Raw genomic sequence first — 23,332 nt, 5'->3', positions numbered from 1 at the left:
TATGATCTCATCTCGAAACGGATATTTCGCACAAAGGCCAAACCCTGCGACCTTGGCCCCACCCGCAGCACTCCGAGAGCGCTGTTACTGCAGGCCGTAGTCTGTTCCCCGTGCGCGTACTAGTAATCGGCTCCGGAGCCCGTGAACATGCCCTCCTTCTCTCTCTTGCTCGCGATCCAGGTGTCACGGCCCTGATCTGCGCGCCTGGCAATGCCGGGATCGCGAAAATCGCCGAGCAGCATCCCGTCGACGTTGCTTCGGGTGACGCGGTTACCGCGCTGGCCAAGAAAGTCGAGGCCGACCTCGTCGTCATCGGACCCGAGGTTCCCCTGGTTCTCGGTGTCGCAGATGCGGTGCGCGCAGCAGGTATCGCCTGCTTCGGGCCGTCGGCCGACGCCGCCCGCATCGAGGGCTCGAAAGCTTTCGCCAAGGACGTGATGGCTGTCGCCGGCGTCAAGACCGCACACAGCGAGATCGTCGACAATCCGGCAAAGCTCGACGACGCGCTCGACCGCTTCGGACCGAACTGGGTGGTCAAGGATGACGGACTGGCTGCCGGCAAGGGCGTTGTCGTCACGACGGATCGTCTCGCCGCGCGCGATCACGCCGCTGAACTGCTCGAGACCGGACACCCGGTTCTCCTCGAGTCCTTCCTCGACGGTCCGGAAGTTTCGCTCTTCTGCCTCGTCGACGGCGAAACCGTGATCCCGTTGCTCCCGGCGCAGGACCACAAGCGCGTCGGCGACGGAGATTCCGGGCCCAACACCGGCGGCATGGGCGCGTACACACCGTTGCCGTGGCTGCCCGACGAGATGGTCACTCAGATCGTCGACGACGTGGTCAAGCCCGTCGCTGCCGAGCTGGTGGCGCGCGGTAGCAGCTTCTCCGGCCTTCTCTACGCTGGTCTCGCGATCGGCGTCGACGGCCCGGCCGTGGTCGAATTCAACTGCCGGTTCGGTGACCCCGAAACTCAGGCCGTGCTTGCTCTCCTCGAAACGCCGCTCGGCGGTCTACTCAATGCAGCCTCGACCGGAACCCTCGATTCGGTCGGTCCGTTGCAGTGGCGCGACGGTTCCGCCGTCACGGTCGTGATTGCTGCCGAGAACTACCCGGCAACCCCGCGCACCGGCGACGTGATCACCGGAGCAGACGCCGAGGGAGTCCTGCACGCCGGTACCAAGAAGCGTGAAGACGGAGCCGTCGTCTCGGCCGGTGGACGTGTGCTGAGTGTTGTCGGAGTGGGCAAGGATCTGACCGAAGCTCGTGACGACGCCTACGCAAAGATCGCCGACGTCAAGCTTCCCGGCGGTCATTTCCGCAAGGACATCGGACTCGGCGCCGTCGAAGGTCGCATCTCAATTCCCTGACTCGTTCTTTCGGAGGGCCGGTGAACTTTCTGTTCATCGGCCCTTTTCATGGAAAATCAACGGTTCCTCGAAGTTACCCACGAGTATGGACTTCTCGTTCGGTTTCTCCCGGTATATCTCAGCGCGGGGGTCACGGAAAGAGAAGGGCACACTTGAGCATTCGCGCTGGATCCAACGAACGGCACGCACGTACCAATTCCACGCTCTCGCGTAGAAACTTCTTGGCAGCAACAGGATTAGCTGTGGGCGCCGCTGCGCTTTCGTCCTCGTGGACTACGGCGGCCGCTGCGCCCAGGCGAGCACTGAGTGACGGAGACCGTGTCCCTGCGCTCGTGATCGGCAGCGGGTACGGCGGAGCCGTTGCGGCACTTCGGCTGACGCAGGCCGGCATCGACACGCACATGGTCGAAATGGGGAAGTCGTGGACCACACCAGGGTCCGACGGCAAGATCTTCTGCCCGATGCTCTCGCCCGACGGTCGGTCCTTCTGGCTCAGAGACCGTACAGTTCAACCGGTTTCACACTTCTCCGGCGGCTCGGTGGACAAGAACATCAGCCGCTACGTCGGTGTTCTCGACGCCGAGGACTTCGGCGGGATCAAGGTCTACCAGGGCCGAGGGGTCGGCGGTGGGTCGCTGGTCAACGGCGGTATGGCCGTCACACCCAAGCGCAACTACTTCGAAGAGATCCTGCCCGGGGTCGATTCCAACGAGATGTACTCGACGTATTTCCCGCGGGCCAACGCCGCGCTCGGAGTCAACAACATCGACCCGGCATGGTTCGAATCGACCGAGTACTACAAGTTCGCGCGGACCGGGCGAAAAACCGCTGAGAGATCCGGTTACACAACAACGTTCGTGCCGAATGTCTACGACTTCAACTACATGAAGCAGGAAGCTGCAGGCCAGGTCACCAAGTCCGCCCTGGTCAGTGAGGTCATCTACGGCAACAACGCGGGAAAGAAGTCTCTGGACAAGACCTACCTCGCTGCGGCATCCGCCACCGGCAAGCTCACCATCTCAGCTCTGCACGTCGTGACCTCGGTTGCCCCGGCCGCGACCGGCGGTGGCTATCAAGTGGTGATGAATCAGATCAACGAGCAGGGAAACACCGTCGGCACCAAGACGGTGACGGCGGACAAGGTCTTCTTCGCTGCCGGCAGTATCGGCACCAGTAAGCTCCTGGTCGCGATGAAAGCGCAAGGGCAGCTGGCGAATTTGCCGGGTGCTGTTGGACAGGAATGGGGTCACAACGGCAACGTGATGGTGGGGCGCGCCAATCACATGTGGGACGCGACCGGTGCGAAGCAATCTGCGATCCCGGTGATGGGTATCGACAACTGGGCCGATGCATCCGCACCTGTCTTCGCGGAAATCGCACCCTTCCCGGCCGGTACCGAACTGTGGGTCAGCCTGTACTTGGCGATTGCCAAGAATCCGCAACGTGCGCAGTTCCAATTCAACTCGGCAACAGGAAAAGTCGGTTTGAACTGGCAGCGCTCGCAGAACCAGCCGTCGATCGACATGGCGAAGAAGCTCTTCGACAAGATCAACAAGAAGGAAGGCACGATCTACCGGACAGACCTCTTCGGCCCGACGCAGACGTGGGGCGACCAGTTGACGTACCACCCCCTCGGCGGTTGTGTGCTCGGCAAGGCGACCGACGGCTACGGTCGTCTGCCGGAGTACCCGGGTCTGTACGTCATGGACGGATCCCTCGTTCCGGGCAACGTCGGAGTCAACCCGTTTGTCACCATCACCGCTCTGGCCGAACGGAATATCGAGAACATCATTGCGAACGACATGAACTAGAGCGGCAACTCGCGGTCAGGTGCGGTGGGATCGACTTCCACCGCACCTGTTCGGCGTGGGTAGCGGTTACAGTCACCTGGACAGACGACGCTCGATCCAGGGATGTAGACGTGAGGCGGACAAAATCCGAGATCGACGGTGACTGGCTCCGGTGGGGCGTGCCGTCGAACGACGAGTTGGTGGTATCCGAACACGAATTGGACGACGAGCCTGAGGATTTGGTTCTGTGGGGTGGTGCGTCGAGTGCTGATCAGCCGGTGACGTGGGAAACCCACGCACACCGATCGAACGAGATTCTGTTTCCTCGTTCCGGCATTGTGGTTGTACGCTCGGGCGCTCAGATGTGGACGTTGCTGCCGGGCAGAGGGCTGTGGATACCGGCACTGGTTCGGCACTCGGTGCGCGTTGCCGCGGGTGCTCAATTCTTGACCGTGTATTGCGCTGTAGGGCAGGGACCTTCGCTCGGGGATCGCCCGGTTGCGGTGCACGGCACGCCGCTTCTGTACGAGTTGTTTCTTCATCTGAGTGCTCGCGAGATGACGGACGAAGCGAGGCGCCGCGCCGAGCGAGTGTTCTTCGACCTCGTTGTTCCTGGCGACGAGCGCGGAGCGATGAAGATTCCCGATTCGGGGCCGGTCGGCCGGATTGCGCGCGACCTGTTGTCCCAACCGGACGATCCACGCAGTTTCGAAGACTGGGCGAACGAGATCGGTGTCAGTACCAGCACTTTGGCTCGTCGATTCAAAGTGGATACCGGCGTCAGTTTCGGCCAGTGGCGCGTTCTGCTTCGGATGAACGTGGCGATGTCCCTGCTCGGCCAAGGCATTGCGGTGACCGATGTGGCAGAGCAGATCGGATACTCGACGCCGAGTAGTTTCGTCGCAGCCTTCAAGCAGTCCACAGGTGTCACGCCGATGGCATTTCGAAAGAACGCGGACCGCTGATCGGATTTCGACATTCATTGACAAAACTCCGCGATTGCGTCAACTCCTGATCCGCTCTACCGTTAGCCATGTAGGCGAGGCTTACTTTACTTTCCGGGTTCGGGGTTCTCCCGAAACCCGCTCGACAGCATGGGGCAGAAGTGATCGATTTTGTTGCGCCGCGTTCCCAACGCGGTAGCAGGGCCATCTTCATGGCTGTGGCAGTGGCACTTTCGACGGTGCTGGCAGCGTGTGGTACCTCGACGACCGACACGAAGTCCGACGGTGAAGCGTGGACGTATGTAGATGCGCGTGGGCAGCAGATTTCGCTCGACAAGGTCCCCGAACGCATTGTGGCGACGGCGGACACCGCGCCGGTGCTACTCGAATACGGCGTCGTTCCGGTCGGCATCATCGGATTCTCCAGGCTCGACGAATCCACGTTGAATGCATTCGACTTCAGCGGAATCGCCCATGTCAGCGAGACTGACACAGATATCAGTGCCGAGAAACTCCTGGCAGTGGACCCGGATCTCGTCATCGACATCTGGAGTTCGTACAACGGTGGAAACTTCGGCAGCATCTGGGGTGACGATATCGCTCGCGTCGAAGAGGTTGCTCCTATTGCCGGCGTCAAGATCACCGACGGGGCGCAAGCGGCGCTGGACAGCTTCAGTTCGTTGGTCCAGGGTATCGGCGGCACCGACACCTCGCAGGTCTACGCGGCGAAGCGGGAAGAGTTGAGTGCGCTCGGTGACCGGGTGCGCGACTTGGCCACTTCGCGGTCGAATATCTCTGTTGCATACGTGATTCCGTTGGAGTCGAGCCTTGACTACGCGGTGCCGGGATGGACTCCGCTCGGAAGTATTCTCGAAACGATGGGCGTCGAATTTGCGAAGCTCGACAGCGAGGACGGTTTCTGGGCATCGGCGAGTTGGGAAGAGCCGGGCGTCTTTCCGGCTGATCTCCTCCTGATTCCGCCGACTTGGTCGGATGCACCGGAGCTCAATTCGCCGACTTTCACCAGGCTTCCGGCTGTGGTTTCGGGCCAGGTTGCGTCGGTCGAACTTCGTACGGGGTACAGCCTGACGGGCATCACGGAGCAGATGAAGCGTTTTGCCGACGTCTACGAGAAGAGCGGGAAAGTCACCTGAGTGGCATCATCGCGGCGCGTGATCTCGCAATGATCGATTGACCCGGTCGAGGATGTCGATGGCAGCGGTCAATGTGTCGAGGTCGCCCTCGTCGAGGGACTTCAGTTCTTCGGCGAGGACGCCGATGCGTAGTTCGGACCGACGGTCCCGTCGCGCGCTTCGCTCGTCCTTCACGTAAAGCGTGCTCACTCGCCCGTCCGTGGGATCGGGCCGTCGCTCGATCAGGTCTTTGTCGGAGAGTGTGCGCACCAGTGTGCTGACGGTGTTCGGGCGTCTGGAGAGGCGATCGGCGACAGCCCCGATGCGAGTGCCCGGATGGTGCGCAACATCGTGAAGTACTTCGGATTGTGCCTCGGGCAACGTCGCGTCGGTGCCCGATGCGTCCATGTATTCGCGCAGCGCCCGACGTAATTCGAAGGCCGCAGCGATGACTGATCTCGATGCTTCTTCTGCGGTGGGCACGCGATCAGAGTAGCGATCAATCCCGTGTGAGCCACGCCCTGAAACTGTATCTGGCACAGATATAGTTTACAGTTCCCTAAAGGGTAGGCTCACCTAACCATGACGAACATGAAGCAGCCATGCTTCACGACGTACGGGACACGATCATGAATTTTCGAATAAAGTCACGCAGTGCACTGCTGATCGGCGCACTGGCCTTGGTGGCGACTCTCAGTGGCTGCGCGAGTGAGGACGCCTCGACCACAGATCCTGAGATCAGTGCGTCGGCGCCGTCGGACTCTGCGTTTGTCGCTCCGCGAGAAGTCCCCGCCGGCATGGGGAGCGGGAAGTCGGACGGCGAATTTCCCCGCACCGTCTCACACTTCAAAGGGGACACCACGATCGAATCACAGCCGGAGAAGGTTGTAGTGATCTCGACCGGACAGGCCGATGCACTCCTGTCGCTCGGTGTCGTGCCGGCAGGTTCGACCCGTGGTGACGGTGCGGACCTGGTGCCGCCGTACCTGTTGGCCGCATACCCCGAATACCGAACTCAGCTAAGTGATGTCGTCGACGCAGGTGGGCGCTTCACACCGAACTTCGAAGCGATCGTCAAGCTCGATCCAGACCTGATCTTGATGAATGTTGCAGGGAAGGATGCTGATTGGCTGTACGACCAGCTTTCGGCGATCGCACCCACCGTGGCAACACAGGGGACCGGCGTCAACTGGAAGCAGGACTTCCTGCTCGTTGCGGACGGAATCGGCAAGACACAGCAGGCGACGGCACTACTGGATACCTTCAACGCGGATGCCGCAGCTCTCGGTGCTTCCCTCTCGTCGCCGCCGACGGTGTCGTTCACCCGCCAGAACGGAAATCGGCTGCGCATCTTCGGCATTCCTTCGTTCACCGGCAGTATCGCCCAGGATGCCGGCCTGACGCGTCCGGAGTCGCAGCAATTCGACGACACCTCCCGAGACATCAGTGAGGAGGAGTTGAACGTGGCGGACGCTGATTGGATCTTCTACGGAGTGCAGGGCGGGGACCCGGCGGCGTTGACGAACGCGCCGTTGTGGGCGCAGCTACATGGTGTGGTTGCCAACCACGCCGTTGCTGTCGACGACGACGTCTTTTACCTCAATACCGGGCCGACTGCGGCTCGTGAAGTGCTGAAAGTTCTGCAGAGCTCACTGCAGCGGCAGTAGTTACTCGGGAATCTCGATTTGTTCAGCCTGGATGGTCGGTACTCGCAGAGAGCGCAAGTAATTCACAGCGATAGGCAGAATCGAGACGACGACGACAGCGATGAGGATAATTTCGATGTGGGCGCGAACGAACTCGATTCCTCCGAGCATGTAGCCGAGTACCGGAACGAGAACTCCCCAAGCGAGTCCTCCGATGACGTTGTATGTCAGGAAGGTTCGATACGGCATCCGTGAAGTACCCGCCATTACTGGGGTGATGGTTCGGATGACGGGAACAAATCGCGCAAGGACGACGGTACGAGGTCCGTGCTTCTCGAAGAATGCTTCTGCCCGCGCAAGTTGATCGGGACCAAGCCGCTTGGCTCCAGGTCGATCGAAAACCGCAGGGCCCGCTGCGCGTCCGACAAGGTAGCCACATTGGTCGCCGATCACAGCGACGATGGGGATGGTCACGAGGAGAACCCATAGCGGAACGAATGGCTGCTCCTGTGCGACGAGGACACCAGCTGTGAACAAGAGCGAATCGCCGGGAAGAAAAAACCCGAACAGAAGACCGGTTTCGATGAATACCGCCCCAAGCAAACCGATCAGACCGAACGTGGAGAGCAGGGTATCGGGGTTCAGAATTCCGCTGGTGAGTACGAGCGTCATACGAGCGCCCGATCGCGAGAGGCAGAGGAAGTGCGGTCGGTCGTCTTGGAGCGGCCTTCGACGAACCGGAAGACGGCGCCGCCCGCGGTGACCGCAAGCGTCGCGAGAATGGCCCCGGCGATGACATCGGTGAGCCAGTGAACTCCCAAATACAGGCGAGTCAGGGCTACGACGATTGTGACTGTCACGGCGAGGAGCATCAGCAGTCTCTTGACGGCGTGTGTGCGGTGCGCGCTCAGAACGAGGACGACGATGCCGAACAGTGCAGCGGTCCCGGTGACGTGACCAGACGGGAACGAGTGGTCGGTCTCGAGAAGCACCTGGATGTTGGTCGGCGGACGTTCGCGACCGACAAGCGCTTTGACTACCGTGCTGGCGACCGCCGCGGCGCCAACGGTTCCGACCACGATCAAGCCCGGGACCACCGAGCGTGCTCGCCACGAGATGAGTGCACCGCAGGCGATCCCGAGCAGTGCAGTGGCGACAGGGCTGCCGAGATCTGTTACTGCCACTGCGATCTGATCAAGGGCGCCGCTCCGGTGATCGACCATCCAGTCGGTCACCGGCCCGTCGAGGCTTGTCAACCACCCGTTTCGATATACCTGGATCGATAGCGTCACCAGTGCCAGCACGAGTCCACAAGCGCGGAGGACTGTCGAGCGAACGCTGGACGCCCGATAGATCGAACCGAATGCGAACAGCGCTGCGGCCACCACGATTGCGGCAACCGCAATCTCCGCGGTGGTGCTCTCGGTCAGGACTTCGGTAACCACGTTTCGCACGGTCGACACAGTTGCAGGCATGAATGCAGTGTGACGATCCGAAGCTGAAGAAACGCTGAACGGAACTCGGCCTTGGGCCAACTCTCTGCTCTACTGGATGCATCCGAACAACTGCGTGTCGACGAAACGGGGGCCGGTGGTGCGAGTACTGGTGGTCGAAGACGAAGTACGCCTGGCCGAGACGATCCGGCGGGGATTAGTCGCCGAGGGGTTCGTGGCCGCCGTTGAGCACAACGGAGACGACGGATTCGCGACGGCCAGCAGCGAGGAATTCGACGTGATCGTCCTCGACATCATGTTGCCTGGCAAACACGGATACGACATCGTTCGGGACCTACGCGCCCGGGAGATCTGGACGCCGATCCTGATGCTGTCGGCGAAGGACGGTGAATACGACCTCGCCGATGCTTTCGACCTCGGTGCCGACGACTACCTGGTCAAGCCTTTCTCGTTTGTCGTGCTTCTCGCTCGGCTGCGCGCATTGGTACGTCGTGGCGCTCCGCAACGTCCGGCGATACTCACCGTGGGCGACCTGTCTCTCGACCCGGCTAAACATCTGGTCAGCCGAGCGGGAAACGAATTGACCTTGACACCAAGGGAGTACAGCGTTCTCGAGTTCTTGATGCGCAACAACGGAGTTGTGGTCACGAAGACCGAGATCGTTCGGTCCGTGTGGGACACCAATTACGAGGGTGACGAGAACATCGTCGAGGTCTATATCGGTTACCTACGTAAGAAGGTCGACCTGCCGTTCGGAACTCACAGCATCGAAACCGTCCGAGGTGTCGGGTACCGGTTTGTCGGCACCGCCTGATCTTCATCCGTTCGGCACCGGAATTGTCACCTCGAATCGACTTCCGCCACCTGCTCTCTCACTGACGGTGATCGTTCCGCGATGCGCCGCAACGATTTCCGACGCGATGGCAAGTCCAAGTCCGGACCCACCTCCCTGCCTCGACCGTGGCTGATCGAGGCGTACGAAGCGCCCGAAGATTCGTTCGCGTTCTGCTGCAGGGATTCCGGGGCCGTCATCCTCGATCACGATATGGGCATCGTGGCCCGCCTCGGAGCACTCGAGATGCACTAGGGTCTCGGTGTGCCGTACTGCGTTGTCGACCAGGTTGCGCACCATTCGTGTCAACGCTCGGGGGTCTCCGGAGACGCGAACCGGCGCCACGGTGGCGGTGACCGCAACCTCGGAGAAACCGTCGATCCTCTTCTTCTCGGCGAACAAGATGTCGTCCAGGTCGACATCGACGGAGGTACCGATCTTTTCGAGTTCGCTTTCGTCCGAGCGCGCGAGAATCAACAGATCCTCGATCAGCTGCCGCATGCGGCGCGCCTCGGGAAGTAGTGCGTCTTCGATCAACGCGTCGTCGAGGAGATCCGGGCGCCGGTGAGCCAGTTCGAGAGCCGTCGTGATCGTGGACAATGGGCTGCGCAGTTCGTGTGAGGCATCGCTGACAAACCGTTGCTGAGCCAGCGCGCCCTCGTCGAGACGCGCAAGCATGTCGTTCATTGTTGTTGCCAGTCGGGCTATCTCGTCGTTCCCCGCCGGGACGGGCACTCGTTCACCTTGACGCCCACTCGAAATCGATGCTACCCGAGCGCGGATGCGTTCCACGGGAGCGAGGGCTGATCCGACGAGGCGGTAGGTGGCAAACGCCGCCAGTCCCAGTACCAGCGGTCCGACGATGGCGAGTAGAACGGCAACGGTCGTCACCACGGTTTCAACAGGTTCGCGGTCGGCGCCGACGAAGACGGTGACCGGTCCGATCGGTGTCTGAGCGCCTCGCCCGATCAGCCAGTAGTCCTCGTCGTCGGACTTCTTGACTCTTCCGAAGGCGTCCGACTGGTCAGGGCCGAGAATACGTTCGGACAGGAGGCTGCTGTCGGTTCCCGGTGACTGGGCGACTATGCGGTGATCGGCGTCGACGATCTGCACGATTCCGATCTGACTGTCTGTGGACAGAAGTGAAGGGTCGAGGTCTGCCGGGTTCTTCCCGCCGAGTTGCTGGACCAATTGCGTGGCGCGAGCTTCGGAGCTGTCCCGTGCGGACAGATGCAGTGAGTTCGCCAGTACGAAAACCAGTGCAAGCCCGGCGATCACCAGGCAGAAGGCGATCACGAGTGTCGATGCCACGGTCGACCGAGCGCGCACGCTCCACCGGGACGGGTGCAGTATCGACGAGGCAAGATGCTCCATGACGTCCAGTCTGTACTCTCCGGCGCAATCGCGGCGAACGTTCTCAGCTTCCTTTCAACAACCGCGTGCCACGCTGGCCGACATGGCGTTCACGCGTGAAATGGCGAGCAAGGTCCCAGAGGTCACACTGTACTTCTGGCTGATCAAGATTTTGGGCACGACGGTGGGGGAGACTGCCGCGGATTCACTCAACGCGGATCTCGGCATCGGGCTGATCGGCACCGCTGCATTGACTTCGGTGGTCTTGGTCATCGCGCTGATCATCCAGTTCACGCGGAAACAGTATGTACCGTGGATCTATTGGCTGGTGGTAGTTCTGATCAGCGTAGTCGGAACGCTCATCACCGATATTCTGACCGACAATCTCGGTGTACCGCTCGAAGTGAGTACGGGAATCTTTGCGGTTGCGCTGGCCGCTACGTTCGGGATCTGGTTTGCCAGTGAACGGACGTTGTCCATCCACAGCATTCGCACACCGAAGCGCGAAGCGTTCTACTGGTTCGCCATCCTGTTCACATTTTCACTCGGAACGGCGGCAGGAGACTTGATTGCCGAACAGGTGGACCTGGGGTATGCGAAGTCTGCGTTGTTGTTCGGCGTCGTGATCGCCGTAGTGGCTGCCGCTCACTTCGGCCTGAAACTCAATGCTGTACTTGCATTTTGGATCGCATACATTGTCACTCGTCCGCTGGGGGCGTCCATCGGTGACCTGTTGACCCAAGATCGAGATGAGGGCGGATTGGGATTCGGGCCGACGGTGGTGAGCATTGTCTTCACGATCGTGATCGTCGCGCTGGTCGTCTTTCTCACTGTCACCAAAGTCGATGTTCTGCCAGAACCGAGCAATGGTCGGCAGCCCGCAGACGCAAAAACGGGTGACGCGGTCCGGTGAGCCGAAAAGATCGATCGCACCTGTTCGGACCGCGTCACCCGTCTACAGGATCACGCCACTCGCTTGGCGGTACGCCCGCCGAATTCGAGCATCACGGCGCGCCCGGTCTCGTCGGTGACGAAGCGGCCCAACGCCCGGGTGGTGTCGGCGCGAGCAGCGAAGTCATGGTCGTTGACGAAGGCGATCGGGATCGCCGGTGGCCAGACGATGTCCTCGTATTCGCCGAGATCCTGCGCGCTACCCATCCGGATGCCGATTCCCTCATCACCGGGGGCGACGGTCATCGTCAGGCTGCCGGCCTGATACTTGCCCAGGACTGCGTCGACGGCAGAGGGTTCGGGCTCGACCACGTCGAGGGATGCCGGCGCGGGTAGTTCAGTGAGGTTGGCCATGGACCAGTCGACGATCTTCTTGCCGATTCCGCCGCCGAGTGCGTTGGTCAGCACGGTGACGGCGAAGTTCTTCTCGGGCACCGTCATGAACTCGGAGACCTGGAGATTGCTGACGTTTCCGCCGTGCCGCACTACCTGCGTGGTTCCGTACCGAGTCAGCAGCCATCCCAGGCCGACTTCCTCGAACATCATCGCTGCGGGACGCTGCGGCTTCTGCATCAGCAACCGGGTGGACTCGTCGAGTGGCTGTCCTTCGCCGGGGTGTGCGCCGGACAGTGCGTAACGTGCCCAGACGAGTTGGTCCCGCACCGAGGACCACATTCCGCCGCAGGGTGTCATGCCGCGGTCCAGTCCGGTTTCGTTGGACACGAACGGGACACCGTCGCGAATGTAGTGACCGAGTGCAAACCGGTGGGTCATCACGTCCCAGGGCAGGAACGCCGAGTTCTTCATCTCGAGGGGGTCCAGAACGCGCTGCTTGACCAACTCTTCGAAGGTCAGTCCGCTGATCTTGGCCACGACATGTCCGGCGAGGACGAATCCGGAGTTGCTGTAGGAGAAGACTTCTCCGACGGGAAATTCTTGGCGCAGTTCCTTCAGCCGCGAAACCGAGCGTCCCAGTGCGTCTTCGCCCCAGCCTGCCGAGAGGCTGGCGTCGCCGGTGAATCCGCCGGTGTGGGTCAGGAGATGACGCATCGTGACTGTGCGGGTGGCTTCTTCGTCGGCGAAGGTCAGTTCGGGTACGTACTCGACCAACGGGGTGTCGAGGTCGAGCAAGCCGTCCTCGACGAGCGCCATGGCGGCCGTTGCGGCGAACACCTTTGTGGTGGAGCCGATCATGAACATCGTCTTGTCGGTGACCGGGAGCTGGGTTTCGACGCTTTCGATACCGCTGGTGACGACGATGTCCTTGTCACCGTGCACGATGCCGACCGAGACGCCGGGGATGTTCGCCTCGACCCTCCACTGATCGACGAGTTCTTGAAGCTGTTCTTGCATCTTTGATTCCTCGAGTTCGCTGGCGTTCTGTGTTTCGGCGTTCTGTGTTTCCGTCATCGTATGTGTATCGGCCGTCGTCACGCGTTAACCCGTGGTAGGAAGCGGAATCCGACGTACACGCCGTCGCGGTGCGGCCGTACCGTCGTCCAACCGGCGGCTCCCGGTTGACGGGTGGTCCAGGTTCCGGGGATCTGCGACGGTACGAGAGTGGCTACCGCTGCAGGCTTCTTCGGAGCTGTTTCGTCTTCCTCGGGATTCGGGATGACGTCGCCGATCACGGTGATCACGGCTTCGTCAGCGGACTCTCCACGACGGAACTCGATTGCTATTCCGCCCGAGCTGTACTTACCCAGAACCGAATCCGGAATCGACTCCACACTCGCGGGGTTCGGGGCCAGGGCTTGCGGAGGTTCGAGTCCGACCAACGCGGCCGCGGCTTCGGTGAAGAGATCGCGGTAGAGGCCGTCTGCTTTGCCGCCACTGGTCAGCAGTGCAATCGCGACATTGTGGCGGGGGAAGATACGCAGATAGGCATGCTGCCCGATGGTGCTGCCGTCGTGCCCGAAAATTTCTTCGCCCGACCAGGTTTCGTGGAACCAGCCCAAGCCCCAACCCGACTTGTCCGGGAACAGATCGCTGATGTCGATTTCGGGTGTACGCATCGCGGCGGCTGATTCCTCCGACACGATCCGCACGCCGTCGACGCTCTGTCCTTCGAGGAGTCCGAGTTCGGCGAACGTGAGTAGATCTCCGATGCTGGCAGTGATGCAGCCGGCCGGCCCCATCGAGCGCGTGATCGGCCAGACGGGCATCACGACAGAGTTTCCCGTATGTCCTGCTGCCACAGAGTATCTCGGAGCATCTCCGGTCAACGTGAGTGTGTGCTCGAGGCCGAGCGGATCGATGATTCGCTCCTTGAGGATGTCGTCCCAGATGCCGCCGCGAAGAACCTCGACGATACGAGCTGCAAGGACGTACGCGGAGTTCGAGTACGCGAAGCCGTCCTCGAGGGGATGAACCTGACGGAAGTCGCGCAGGCCCTCGACGTAGCGTTCGACGACGTCGTCTCCGCGACCCTTGTCGATGAAGAGGTCACCGTCGATTCCGTTGCGATGGTTCAGAAGTGCGCGAACCGTGATGCGGGCGGCTGTTTCCTCGTCTTGCAGTGCGAAGTCGGGCAGGATCGACCGGACGGTTGCGTCCAGGTCGAGCAAGCCCTCGTCGACCAGCTGCATGACCAGCATCGCGGTCCACACCTTGGTGATGGATCCGATCTGGAACAGGGAGTCGGTGGAGACCTCGACCCCGGTGTCTGCATTGATCACGCCGGAAGCCACAGTCGTCCGGGTGATTTCCTTACCGCTGGAATCGAGTGTGAGAATACCGAATTGAGCACCGGTGACGCCGTAACGCTCACAGAGTACGTCCAGTGAACGCTTCCATGCATCGGCTCCGGCAGACGCGTTGGCCAGGCCGGTCTTGGGCAGCTTCGCCGAGGTGTATCGCTTCACCCACTCGATGAGCCGTGTGCTGTAGTCGATTCGGTGTGCGATCGAGCCGTTGACGAGGAAACCGTGGCTTGCGCCGGGATACGCCACCATTCGGGTGGGGACGTGCTGCTGGCGCAGCGCGGCGAACCAGGCCTCGGCCTGACCCAGCGGGCACCGCTCGTCCGACTTTCCATGCAGGATCAGCGTCGGAGTCACCACGTTCTTCACGGAGGCGAGGGGCGAGGCAGCCAGGAGTTTGGCGGAGTTCTCGGGGACAGTCGTTCCGGTGGCCAGTGAGGCGAGGTGCGGACCGAAATCGCAGACTCCGGCCATGGCGTTGAAATCGCAGATCAGCCCGCCGGCCACCGCCGCGGCAAAGCGATCGGTCTGTGAGGTGAGGTGGCAGGTGCTGTATCCGCCGTAGCTGTACCCGGTGATCGCCAGTCGGTCCCCGTCGACAAGTCCTTCGGCGACAAGAGCGTCGATCGGCTCGAGGAAGTCAGCTTGATCCGAGGTGCCCCAGGCGCCGTTGACGGCGTACATGAAGTCCTCGCCGTACCCGTCTGATCCACGTGGATTGAGGGTCAGGATGCGCCAACCCTGCGCTGCGAGAACCTGGTGGGCGGGGTGATAGGTGTCGGCAACGCCCGTCCATGCGTTGTGCGGCCCACCGTGAATGTCGAGCAGAAGTGGTGCGGCGCCATCGGTTTCGGGAGCGGACAGCAACCAACCGTGCACGGTACGGCCGTCGGAGATGGTGAACTCGCGTTCCTCGGCGGCAAACAGGGTCACCTCGGGAAGTGCTTCTGCGGTGAAGCTTGTCAGCGTGGTGACGGCGCCGCTGTCCAGATCGACGAGTGCGACCTCACCGAAGGACTGCTGCGTGGTGACGATGACGGAGGCGACGCGCGCATCACGGGCAACGGAGAGCGCCGCGACGACCTCGTTGGGATTGGCGACGAGGGAGCGGGAGGTGCCGGTTTCTATGTCGACGGCGTACAGATGCGTCCATCCGCGATCGCGCAGGCAGAACACGATCTCGTCGCCGGTGTTCGACAGGGCCGGTGTGCCACCGGGGTAACCGGGTGCGCCGGGCATCACGTTGCGATCGAGATGAGCGGTGAGGGTGACGTCGACCGGTGTCTCGATTGGGCCGGGGACGGACAGACGGATCAGGTCTGCAGTTCCGACACGGACCTCGGGAGTGCCGATGGCGACAACCGAATCTCCGTGCGGGTGCCAGAGCGTCGAGCCCTGCACCCCGGTGGCGTGGCCGAGTTGCTGCGGCGGAACCGACAGATCGTCGACGAGGATTCGGTAGGCGCTGAACGTGAGGTTCAGATCGCTGTCCGGTTCCAGATTCGCGGTGAAGGAGAGAGCCTTGCCGTCCGGTGACCAGGACGGAACGTCTGCATTCCAATCACCGTCGGTGAGGCGTCGAACTGTCTTCGTCTCCAGTTCGACGGTGTGCAGGTGGCGCCGGAAGGTTCCGAGCCAACCGGCACCGTCCACCTTGTATCCGAGTCGATCGGTGACGATGGGCGCGTTCGGATCGGTGGAGTCCGAACGTGAGACCACGGCGGCGAATGCAACGGCTTTTCCGTCGGGGCTCCAGGCCGCTGCGCCGGCCCCGAGGGGGAGTGATGCTGCTGTGGTGAGGGTTTCGGCCTCGCCGCCGGCGAGCGGGATCAGGTGCAGCTGCGCGGAGTCTCCGACCTTACGGAGGAAGGCAATCGAGGTTCCGTCCGGAGAGAACCGAGGTGCCGAATCCGCGGGCCCCGCAGTGAGGCGGTGAGCCTGGGAATCGCGGGACACCGCCCAGAGCGATGTAGTTGCCTTTCCGGCAACAATTTCCGAGCGAACGAAGACGACCACGGTGCCGTCGGGAGAGATTGAGGTCTCAGTGGGCGTGACCACGCGGTGGAGGTCGTCGAGAACAAATGGACGGTCAGTCATGTAGATCCTTCGAATCGGAGAAATAGATGCAGACGTAAAGCTTTGTCTTCCGGCTTATTTCAGAACGCGGATGCCAGGGCCGGCCAGGGTGCCGCCAATCGGTGCATACAGGGCCGTCGCGCCGTTGAAGAACATGAAGTTCGGCGATGTGGACACCGGAATGACGTCGGACGAGGTGAACAGTGCTTGTTCCGCTTCCTTCCAAACCGAGCAGGATTCCTGCCCGGGCAGAACCGAGGCCTTCGCTGCCAGTTCGGTGTACTTCGGATTGTCGATCGATGCGAAGTTGACACCCGACGGTGGGGTGGGGCCGGCGAAGTACGGAACGAAGATGCTGGGGGTGTCGCTCTGGACGGTCAGTCCGATCGAGATCGACCATGACGTCAGGTCTTTTGCCGCGAATGTGTTGGAGATGATGAAGTTGTTGTCACCTCCGCGAAGCTCTACCTTCGCGCCGAGTTCCTGCCACTGCTTCATTGCGTATTCGGCTGCTGCAGAGGTGGTATCGCGGTAGTTGGCAAAGATGACCGTCAACTGCAGCGCTTGACCGTCCTTGGTCAGGACACCGTCGGATCCGCGCTTCCAGCCGGCGTCCGCGAGAGTCTTCTTCGCCGCGGCCATGTCGAACTTCGGAACTACACCGGTGACGCTGTCGAAGTCGCACGCCCGCGGATCGACTACTGCCAGTGCCGTAGCGCGTGAGCCTTTGCCACCGGTGTTGATGTCTGTGTAATCGTCGAGATCGATCGCCTGCACCAGTGCGGTGCGTACGGCCTCGTCCTTGGTGGGGAGAGCCGCATTGTGGTTGAAGATGAACTGTCCGCTCAGGGTGTTGGACGTCATCGATTCAAGGCCGGAAGCTTCCACACGTTCGATATCCGAGCCGGCAACCGGGGCCGCGTTGACCGTTCCGGTGAGGACCAGGTTCGCCGTCGTCGCGGCGTCGGTCACGACCTTGATCGTGACCGTCTTGGGCACTCCGAGCGTGTCCGATGTGGTTTCGCCGTTCGGTCCCCAGTTGTATCCGTCGCGGCGTTCGAGGGTGACGTGATCGTTGGCCACTACTTCGGTGACCTTGAACAGTCCGGTTCCGTTGCTACTGCCTCGAACACTGGCAGGGTCGTCGAGCGCTGCCTGGCACGCCAACTTGAGAGCGCCGATGCGTTCGAGGAGGAAGGGCGCGGGTTCCGTTGTTTTGATCGTGAGTTCGTCACCGTCAGCGGTTGCTACCGCAGTTTCGGGTACGGATGCTCCCAACCACGGCGAGCCGTTGGTCTTGTCGACGACCCAGTTGATGTTGTTCGCTGCGGTTTGGGCAGTGAAGGTCGTGCCGTCTTCACACGTGATCCCCTTTTTGAGGGTGAAGTTCAGCGAAGTTCCGTTCTCGCTCCATTTTTCGGCTAGATACTGGCCCGCTGCGCGGGTTTTGGGGTCGATGGCCAACAACGAGTCGTTGGTATAGCTGTTGATCGCCTGCGTGGCAGTCAGATTGGTGATCAGGGGATGAAGGTTGCCGGGGTCGGTGTTCACGATCGTCGTGAAGCTGCCGTCCTTCGCGTAATCGCCGGAAGAATTGCCGCCAGGATCAGAGGTGCTTCCGCACGAGGCAACCGTGAGAACGCCGATCGTGACCAGAGCCGCGGTGGGCACTGAGCGAGCTTTCATCTGATGCACCTTTTGATCGAAGGATGTCGTTGATCAATGTTGCGCGACTGACGTGGCCCAGGTCTCGTTGAATCGACTCATGCTGAGTGCCTGAATCTGTCGGATCGTCACAATGGGTGGTCGTCGTTTCTTGCCGCACCACGGTTCGGCTACCGTCGGAGTGTGCGCTCAGAATCTCGTCGATCAGATATCCAGACCTTCCATGTCATGGATGTATGGAAGGCCGCGACCGAACGTCAGCGGACACATGGTGACGTTCTGACGTTGGCTGCCGGTCAACCGTCGACGCCCGCTCCCGCACCGGTACTACGTGCGACGCGAGAGATTCTCGGCACCGAACTACTCGGATACACCGAGACTTTCGGGATCCTGCCGCTGCGCGAAGCTATTGCGCGCTACCACAGTGAGCGCTCGGGAATCGCCGTCGACGCCGAAGACGTGGTGGCGACGACCGGTTCGTCCGGGGCGTTCACCTTGCTCTTCCTCGCCGCGTTCGACGAGGGCGACACCGTGGTGGTTGCTCGCCCCGGATATCCCGCGTACCGCAATACCCTTGCCGCTCTCGGCTGCAACGTCGTCGAACTCGACTGCGGCCCGGCAACTCGATACCAGCCGACGGTGGAAATGCTCGAGGCTTTGCCGTCGCCGCCAGCCGGACTGATCGTCGCCAGCCCAGCAAATCCGACGGGCACTGTGATCTCGCCCGAGGAGCTCGCTGCATTGGCGACGTGGTGCGAGCAGCACGGCACCCTCCTGATCTCGGACGAGATCTACCACGGCATCGGGTACGGCGATCAGCACACGTCGAGCGCCTGGGAGACGTCACGCGAATCCGTTGTGATCGGATCGGTGTCCAAGTACTTCTCGATGACCGGTTGGCGGCTCGGCTGGATGTTGGTGCCGACTTATCTGCGGCGTCCGCTGCAGAGACTTGCGTCGAACATGACGGTGTGTCCGCCGGCGATCTCGCAGTACGCCGCGATCGAGGCGTTCTCGGACGAGGCGAAGGTCGAGTTGGACGGGCACGTTCAGCGGTACGCAGTCAATCGTGAACTGCTGTTGACCGGACTGCCGAAACTGGGCATCTCGGAGTTGGCCCCCGCCGACGGTGCGTTCTACGTCTACGCGGACATCGGCCACCTGTGTGGTGGCGAGGGCGCCACCGCATGGTGTGCGCGGTTGCTGACAGATACCGGGGTCGCATTGGCACCCGGAATCGATTTCGACACCGTCCACGGAAACCGGATGGTCAGACTTTCGTTCGCGGGCGCGACAGCCGACATCCAGGAGGCGCTGATTCGCCTCGAGAAGTGGCTCGGGTAACAAACAGCAGGGTCTTCGAGCTGTTTCGCCATGCGGAGGTGCCCTCTGCTGGCACGATGTCGTGGTGTCTTCTGCAGCTACGCCCAAGGGCGAACGACGTCGCCAAGCTCTGGTGGCGTCCGCTGCTGAACTTTTGCTGGAGGGCGGGTTCGACGCCGTTCGTCACCGAGCGGTGGCAACCAGGGCCGACCTACCACTGGCCTCGACGACGTACTATTTCGACTCACTCGACGATCTGATCGCGTGCGCCGTCGAGCTCAACGGCAACGCCGACATGGAAGCGATGCGCGCCAGAGTGGCTGCGGTGACCCAACGTCGGCGGGGCGCCGAATCAACCGTCGAACTGTTGGTCGAACTGCTGCTCGGCGACGAAGAGAAGCGTCCGGAGAGCCGCGAGCGCTTGATCTCGCGTTACGAACGATTCGTAGCGTGTGCCCGTCATCCCGCGCTTCGTGACGTGCAGTTGCGCCTACGCGCTCAACTTGACGACCTGTTGACCGATGCGCTTCGACGCTCGGGCCGCTCGGCTCCCGAGGGGCAACTGCGTCGTCTCGTCGCGATGGTCGACGGCGCGATGATCACGGCTCTGGGGGAGTACGACCCGGACCCACGGGGGTTGGCCAGGGGAATGCTGTTGGAATCGATCGACGTGATGGCGCCGCCGGTCTAGCTCGGTCACTATCGGGGGTAACAGCACTGCTTGGCCCCCGTTAGACTGGGGCCTCGTGAGCCGCATTCCGAATGTCCTTGCCAACCGTTACGCCAGCCCCGAGCTTGTTGCTCTGTGGTCTCCCGAGTACAAGATCGTGCTCGAGCGTCAATTGTGGGTGGCGGTGTTGCGTGCGCAGGCAGAGTTGGGCATCGACATTCCGGCCGGCGCCATCGACGACTACGAGCGCGTCATCGACAACGTCGACCTGGCGTCCATCGCGGACCGCGAGCGGGTCACCCGCCACGACGTGAAGGCACGCATCGAGGAATTCAATGCACTCGCCGGCCACGAGCAGGTCCACAAGGGCATGACCAGCCGTGACCTCACCGAGAACGTCGAGCAGCTGCAGATCGTGCGTTCACTCGAACACGTTTACAACCACGGCATCGCCGTCGCCGCCCGCCTGGGTGAGCGCGCTGCCGAGTACTCGTCCATCGTGATGGCCGGTCGCTCACACAACGTTGCAGCTCAGGCCACCACCTTGGGCAAGCGTTTCGCTTCCGCCGCCGATGAGCTGCTCGTCGCGCTGACACGGCTGCGCCAGCTGATCGACCGCTACCCGCTGCGCGGGATCAAGGGTCCGATGGGTACTGCTCAGGACATGCTCGATCTGCTCGACGGCGATGCGGCCAAGCTCGATCAGCTCGAAGCGAAGGTCGCCGCGCACCTCGGATTCGCGCACGTACTGACCAGCGTCGGCCAGGTGTACCCGCGTTCCCTCGATCACGACGTCATCTCCGCGCTCGTCCAGGTCGGCGCGGGCCCGTCGTCGTTTGCACACACGATCCGCCTGATGGCCGGCCACGAGCTGGTCACCGAAGGCTTCCAGCCCGGCCAGGTCGGCAGCTCGGCGATGCCGCACAAGATGAACACCCGCTCGTGCGAGCGCGTCAACGGACTTCAGGTGATCCTGCGCGGATACGGCTCCATGGCAGCCGAGCTCGCGGGTGCACAGTGGAACGAGGGCGACGTCTTCTGCTCCGTCGTGCGTCGCGTCGCTCTGCCGGACGCGTTCTTCGCGATCGACGGCATGTTCGAGACCTTCCTGACCGTGCTGATCGAGATGGGTGCCTACCCGGCCGTCATCGAGAAAGAACTGACGCGGTACCTGCCGTTCCTCGCCACGACGCGCGTGCTGATGGCTGCCGTGCGCGCCGGCGTCGGACGCGAGACCGCACACGAGGCGATCAAGGAGAATGCCGTCGCAGTTGCACTGGCGATGCGTGAAGAGGGCAAGGAACCCGATCTGCTCGATCGCCTCGCCGCCGACGACCGTCTGCCGCTCGACCGCGCCGCACTCGACGAGGCTTTGGCCGACAAGGCAGCCTTTGTCGGCGCTGCGTCTGCTCAGGTCGACGCCGTTGTCGCCGAGGTCCGGAAACTTGTCGACGCCAACCCCGAAGCTGCGGCGTACGCGCCGTCGCCGATTCTGTAAGGGCTACGCCCCTGTGCGCCTTTCTGGTAGTCACCACTACCAAAAAGGCGCACAGGGGCGGAGACCATGAACTGCATCTTCTGCTCCATCATCGCCGGTGAGGCCGAGGCGAGTGTCGTCTACGACGACGCGAATGTCCTTGCCTTCATGGATATCCGGCCGTTCACGTCCGGTCATCTCCTGGTCGTGCCCAAGCGTCACGCAAGCGGATTGTCCACGCTCGATGCCGACGACGGTGCCAGGATCTTTGCGGTCGCGCAGAAGATCGCCGCGGCGATGCGTATTGGGTCTCTCCCCATCGACGGAGTGAATCTGCACCTCTCCGACGGAGCAGTTGCGGGGCAGGAAGTCTTCCATGTTCATCTGCACGTCATTCCGCGAAATCGCGGCGACGGCTTCGGCCTGCGCGCACTACCTCGCACACCCAATCGGACAATTCTCGACAGCACGGCAGCTGTCATTCGCGACGCACTGAACTAGCGGTTCACCCGGCGCGGGTGATTCGCGCCGACGTTTTTCCCCGCACCATCTGGTTATGGCCGACATCGAACTGACGTATTCCTCCGGAGTTGTCCCCAGGGACGGAGAGCTTCCCGCTCGCGAAAACATCGCAACGGTGTTCGACGAACTCGACTTCCAGACAGCAGTGCAGGCGTACCTCTGGGCCATCCCCATCGTGTCTTGGGCGCAGTGGATGGACGTGCATACCAACATCTTCGGAGCAACTGCGTCCGATATCGTCGTCTACCGCTCCTATCGTGACCGACTAGGCCTGATCACCGCCAACGCGACGACGCCGTACATCTTGAACTTTTTCGATCTCGGTACAACGGGTCCGTTGGTGATCGAGTTGCCGGCGGGACCGACCGCCGGGGGCATCGCAGATTTCTGGCAACGAGAATTCGCGGTGCTCGGTGAGATGGGCCCCGATGCAGGCAATGGCGGCAAGACCCTGGTAGTCGGCCCAGGCCAGAGTGCCGAGGACACAGGTGAATACACCGTTGTCCACTCCCCGATGATGCACATCATGTTCGGCCTCCGGACGCTCGATCCTGATCCGGTGCGCTCGGGCGAGTTGGTCGATGCCGTGCGGGTATACCCCTACTCCGATCGCGAGAATCCGACTCCCACACGACTGGTCTCACCGGACGGCAAGCCCTGGAGCGGAATTCAGCCGCGCGACCTTCGGTACTGGGAGCTCCTGCACGACATCGTGCAGGACGAACCTGTCGAAGAGCGCGACCGGTTCCCGATGGCGTGGCTTCGGCAGTTGGGGATAGAGAAGGGCAAACCGTTCGCCCCGGACGATCGCTTGCGGAAGATCTTGCAGCGGGCAGTCGAAGTGGGGGAGGTGTTCGCTCAGGCAAATGCGTTTGTCAAGCGATTCCCCGGTTCGCGTTACTGGCCGGATCGTCAGTGGGACTTGGCGATTGTTCTCGACAACTCTGCTCAACGAGGGGACAACTACGACGAGTTCTACGAACGCGCGTCGTGGTTCTACGAGGCGGTCAGCTTCTCCAAGGCGATGAAAAGTACGACGCCTGGACTCGGTCAGGCATATCTGGGTAGTTACTCCGACACCGACGGACACTGGTTGGACGGCGGAAAGCACTACACACTCCACGTACCCGCCGATGTCCCGGCAAAGCTGTTCTGGTCCGCGACGGTCTACTCGATCGACACGCGGTGCCTGATCGACAACGAGCAGGGCCGAGGCGACCGAGGCTCGCGAGATCCCGATCTTGTTGTCAACGATGACGGTTCGGTAGACCTCTACTACGGACCTTCCGCTCCGAACGGAAAGGAATCCAATTGGGTTCAAACCATTCCGGGTGAGCACTGGTTCTCGTACTTCCGCTTCTACGGACCGCTCGAACCATATTTCGATCGGACTTGGAAGCTTGGTGACATCGAGCCGGCGTAGAGCG

19 protein-coding genes are annotated in these 23,332 nt (G+C 61.8%); 12 read left to right on the top strand and 7 right to left on the bottom strand.

Annotated features, from left to right (window positions below; translation table 11 throughout):
• Positions 1–110 precede the first annotated feature (110 nt).
• From purD to ACWF6P_RS15535, 4 genes are all read left to right on the top strand, one after another.
• Positions 111–1,367: a phosphoribosylamine--glycine ligase gene (purD, locus tag ACWF6P_RS15550; RefSeq protein WP_452621577.1), complete on the top strand. Its 1,257-nt coding sequence runs from the start codon at positions 111–113 to the stop codon at positions 1,365–1,367.
• 152 nt (positions 1,368–1,519) lie between these two features.
• Entirely contained in the window at positions 1,520–3,178 is a 1,659-nt protein-coding gene (locus ACWF6P_RS15545; protein ID WP_452621576.1) for a GMC oxidoreductase, read from the top strand.
• Between the two features lie 110 nt (positions 3,179–3,288).
• Positions 3,289–4,122: a helix-turn-helix domain-containing protein gene (locus ACWF6P_RS15540; protein ID WP_452621575.1), complete on the top strand. Its 834-nt coding sequence runs from the start codon at positions 3,289–3,291 to the stop codon at positions 4,120–4,122.
• Between the two features lie 140 nt (positions 4,123–4,262).
• Entirely contained in the window at positions 4,263–5,255 is a 993-nt protein-coding gene (locus ACWF6P_RS15535) for an ABC transporter substrate-binding protein (RefSeq protein ID WP_452621574.1), read from the top strand.
• A 6-nt stretch (positions 5,256–5,261) separates the two neighbouring features.
• Here ACWF6P_RS15535 and ACWF6P_RS15530 read toward each other — a convergent pair whose 3' ends face one another.
• Entirely contained in the window at positions 5,262–5,717 is a 456-nt protein-coding gene (locus ACWF6P_RS15530; protein WP_452621573.1) for a MarR family winged helix-turn-helix transcriptional regulator, read from the bottom strand.
• Positions 5,718–5,863: 146 nt separating this feature from the next.
• Between ACWF6P_RS15530 and ACWF6P_RS15525 the strand changes: the two genes are divergently transcribed.
• Positions 5,864–6,901, top strand: a complete 1,038-nt coding sequence (locus ACWF6P_RS15525) for an ABC transporter substrate-binding protein (protein WP_452621572.1) — start codon at positions 5,864–5,866, stop codon at positions 6,899–6,901.
• Here ACWF6P_RS15525 and ACWF6P_RS15520 read toward each other — a convergent pair whose 3' ends face one another.
• Both ACWF6P_RS15520 and ACWF6P_RS15515 read right to left on the bottom strand, forming a co-directional pair.
• On the bottom strand, positions 6,902–7,552 hold the full coding sequence (locus ACWF6P_RS15520; RefSeq protein WP_452621571.1) for a DedA family protein: 651 nt from the start codon (positions 7,550–7,552) through the stop codon (positions 6,902–6,904). It abuts the gene before it with no gap.
• The gene (locus ACWF6P_RS15515; protein ID WP_452621570.1) at positions 7,549–8,355 is read right to left on the bottom strand and encodes a phosphatase PAP2 family protein; all 807 of its coding nucleotides are present in this window, start codon (positions 8,353–8,355) and stop codon (positions 7,549–7,551) included. Before ACWF6P_RS15515 ends, ACWF6P_RS15520 begins: the two co-directional genes overlap by 4 nt.
• Positions 8,356–8,473: 118 nt before the next feature.
• Between ACWF6P_RS15515 and ACWF6P_RS15510 the strand changes: the two genes are divergently transcribed.
• Positions 8,474–9,148, top strand: coding sequence for a response regulator transcription factor (locus ACWF6P_RS15510; protein ID WP_378547829.1), 675 nt, complete (start codon positions 8,474–8,476; stop codon positions 9,146–9,148).
• 3 nt (positions 9,149–9,151) lie between these two features.
• Here the strand turns inward: ACWF6P_RS15510 and ACWF6P_RS15505 are convergent, their stop codons facing one another.
• Positions 9,152–10,540 carry a sensor histidine kinase gene (locus ACWF6P_RS15505; protein WP_452621569.1) on the bottom strand — a complete coding sequence of 463 codons (1,389 nt, stop codon included), beginning with the start codon at positions 10,538–10,540 and terminating at the stop codon, positions 9,152–9,154.
• Positions 10,541–10,622: 82 nt separating this feature from the next.
• Here ACWF6P_RS15505 and ACWF6P_RS15500 point away from each other — a divergent pair, with 82 nt between their 5' ends.
• Positions 10,623–11,432 (top strand): COG4705 family protein, encoded by an 810-nt coding sequence (locus tag ACWF6P_RS15500; protein WP_452621568.1) that lies wholly within the window; start codon positions 10,623–10,625, stop codon positions 11,430–11,432.
• Between the two features lie 50 nt (positions 11,433–11,482).
• On the opposite strand, the gene ACWF6P_RS15495 is transcribed toward ACWF6P_RS15500, so the two are convergent.
• Genes ACWF6P_RS15495 through ACWF6P_RS15485 form a run of 3 tightly spaced genes read right to left on the bottom strand, consistent with a single transcriptional unit; the run spans position 11,483 to position 17,934 of the window.
• Positions 11,483–12,880 (bottom strand): serine hydrolase domain-containing protein, encoded by a 1,398-nt coding sequence (locus ACWF6P_RS15495; RefSeq protein WP_452621567.1) that lies wholly within the window; start codon positions 12,878–12,880, stop codon positions 11,483–11,485.
• Between the two features lie 20 nt (positions 12,881–12,900).
• Entirely contained in the window at positions 12,901–16,269 is a 3,369-nt protein-coding gene (locus tag ACWF6P_RS15490; protein ID WP_452621566.1) for a serine hydrolase, read from the bottom strand.
• Between the two features lie 54 nt (positions 16,270–16,323).
• Entirely contained in the window at positions 16,324–17,934 is a 1,611-nt protein-coding gene (locus tag ACWF6P_RS15485) for an ABC transporter substrate-binding protein (RefSeq protein WP_452621565.1), read from the bottom strand.
• Between the two features lie 162 nt (positions 17,935–18,096).
• Between ACWF6P_RS15485 and ACWF6P_RS15480 the strand changes: the two genes are divergently transcribed.
• The 5 genes from ACWF6P_RS15480 to ACWF6P_RS15460 all read left to right on the top strand — a co-directional run bounded on the left by ACWF6P_RS15480 (position 18,097) and on the right by ACWF6P_RS15460 (position 23,328).
• Complete coding sequence (locus ACWF6P_RS15480; protein WP_452621564.1) at positions 18,097–19,257, top strand: pyridoxal phosphate-dependent aminotransferase; 1,161 nt, start codon at positions 18,097–18,099, stop codon at positions 19,255–19,257.
• Positions 19,258–19,321: 64 nt separating this feature from the next.
• The gene (locus ACWF6P_RS15475; protein ID WP_003945736.1) at positions 19,322–19,927 is read left to right on the top strand and encodes a TetR/AcrR family transcriptional regulator; all 606 of its coding nucleotides are present in this window, start codon (positions 19,322–19,324) and stop codon (positions 19,925–19,927) included.
• Between the two features lie 55 nt (positions 19,928–19,982).
• The gene (gene purB, locus ACWF6P_RS15470; protein ID WP_452621563.1) at positions 19,983–21,404 is read left to right on the top strand and encodes an adenylosuccinate lyase; all 1,422 of its coding nucleotides are present in this window, start codon (positions 19,983–19,985) and stop codon (positions 21,402–21,404) included.
• A gap of 66 nt (positions 21,405–21,470) precedes the next feature.
• Complete coding sequence (locus ACWF6P_RS15465) at positions 21,471–21,884, top strand: HIT family protein (RefSeq protein WP_452621562.1); 414 nt, start codon at positions 21,471–21,473, stop codon at positions 21,882–21,884.
• Between the two features lie 55 nt (positions 21,885–21,939).
• A complete protein-coding gene (locus ACWF6P_RS15460; protein ID WP_452621561.1) occupies positions 21,940–23,328 on the top strand; it encodes a DUF1254 domain-containing protein in 1,389 nt (462 codons plus the stop codon).
• The last annotated feature ends 4 nt before the right edge of the window (positions 23,329–23,332 follow it).

The organism is Rhodococcus sp. NPDC055024, from assembly GCF_053608585.1.
The sequence above is the reverse complement of the archived record's forward strand: the minus strand, read 5'-3'. Positions and strand labels throughout refer to the sequence as shown.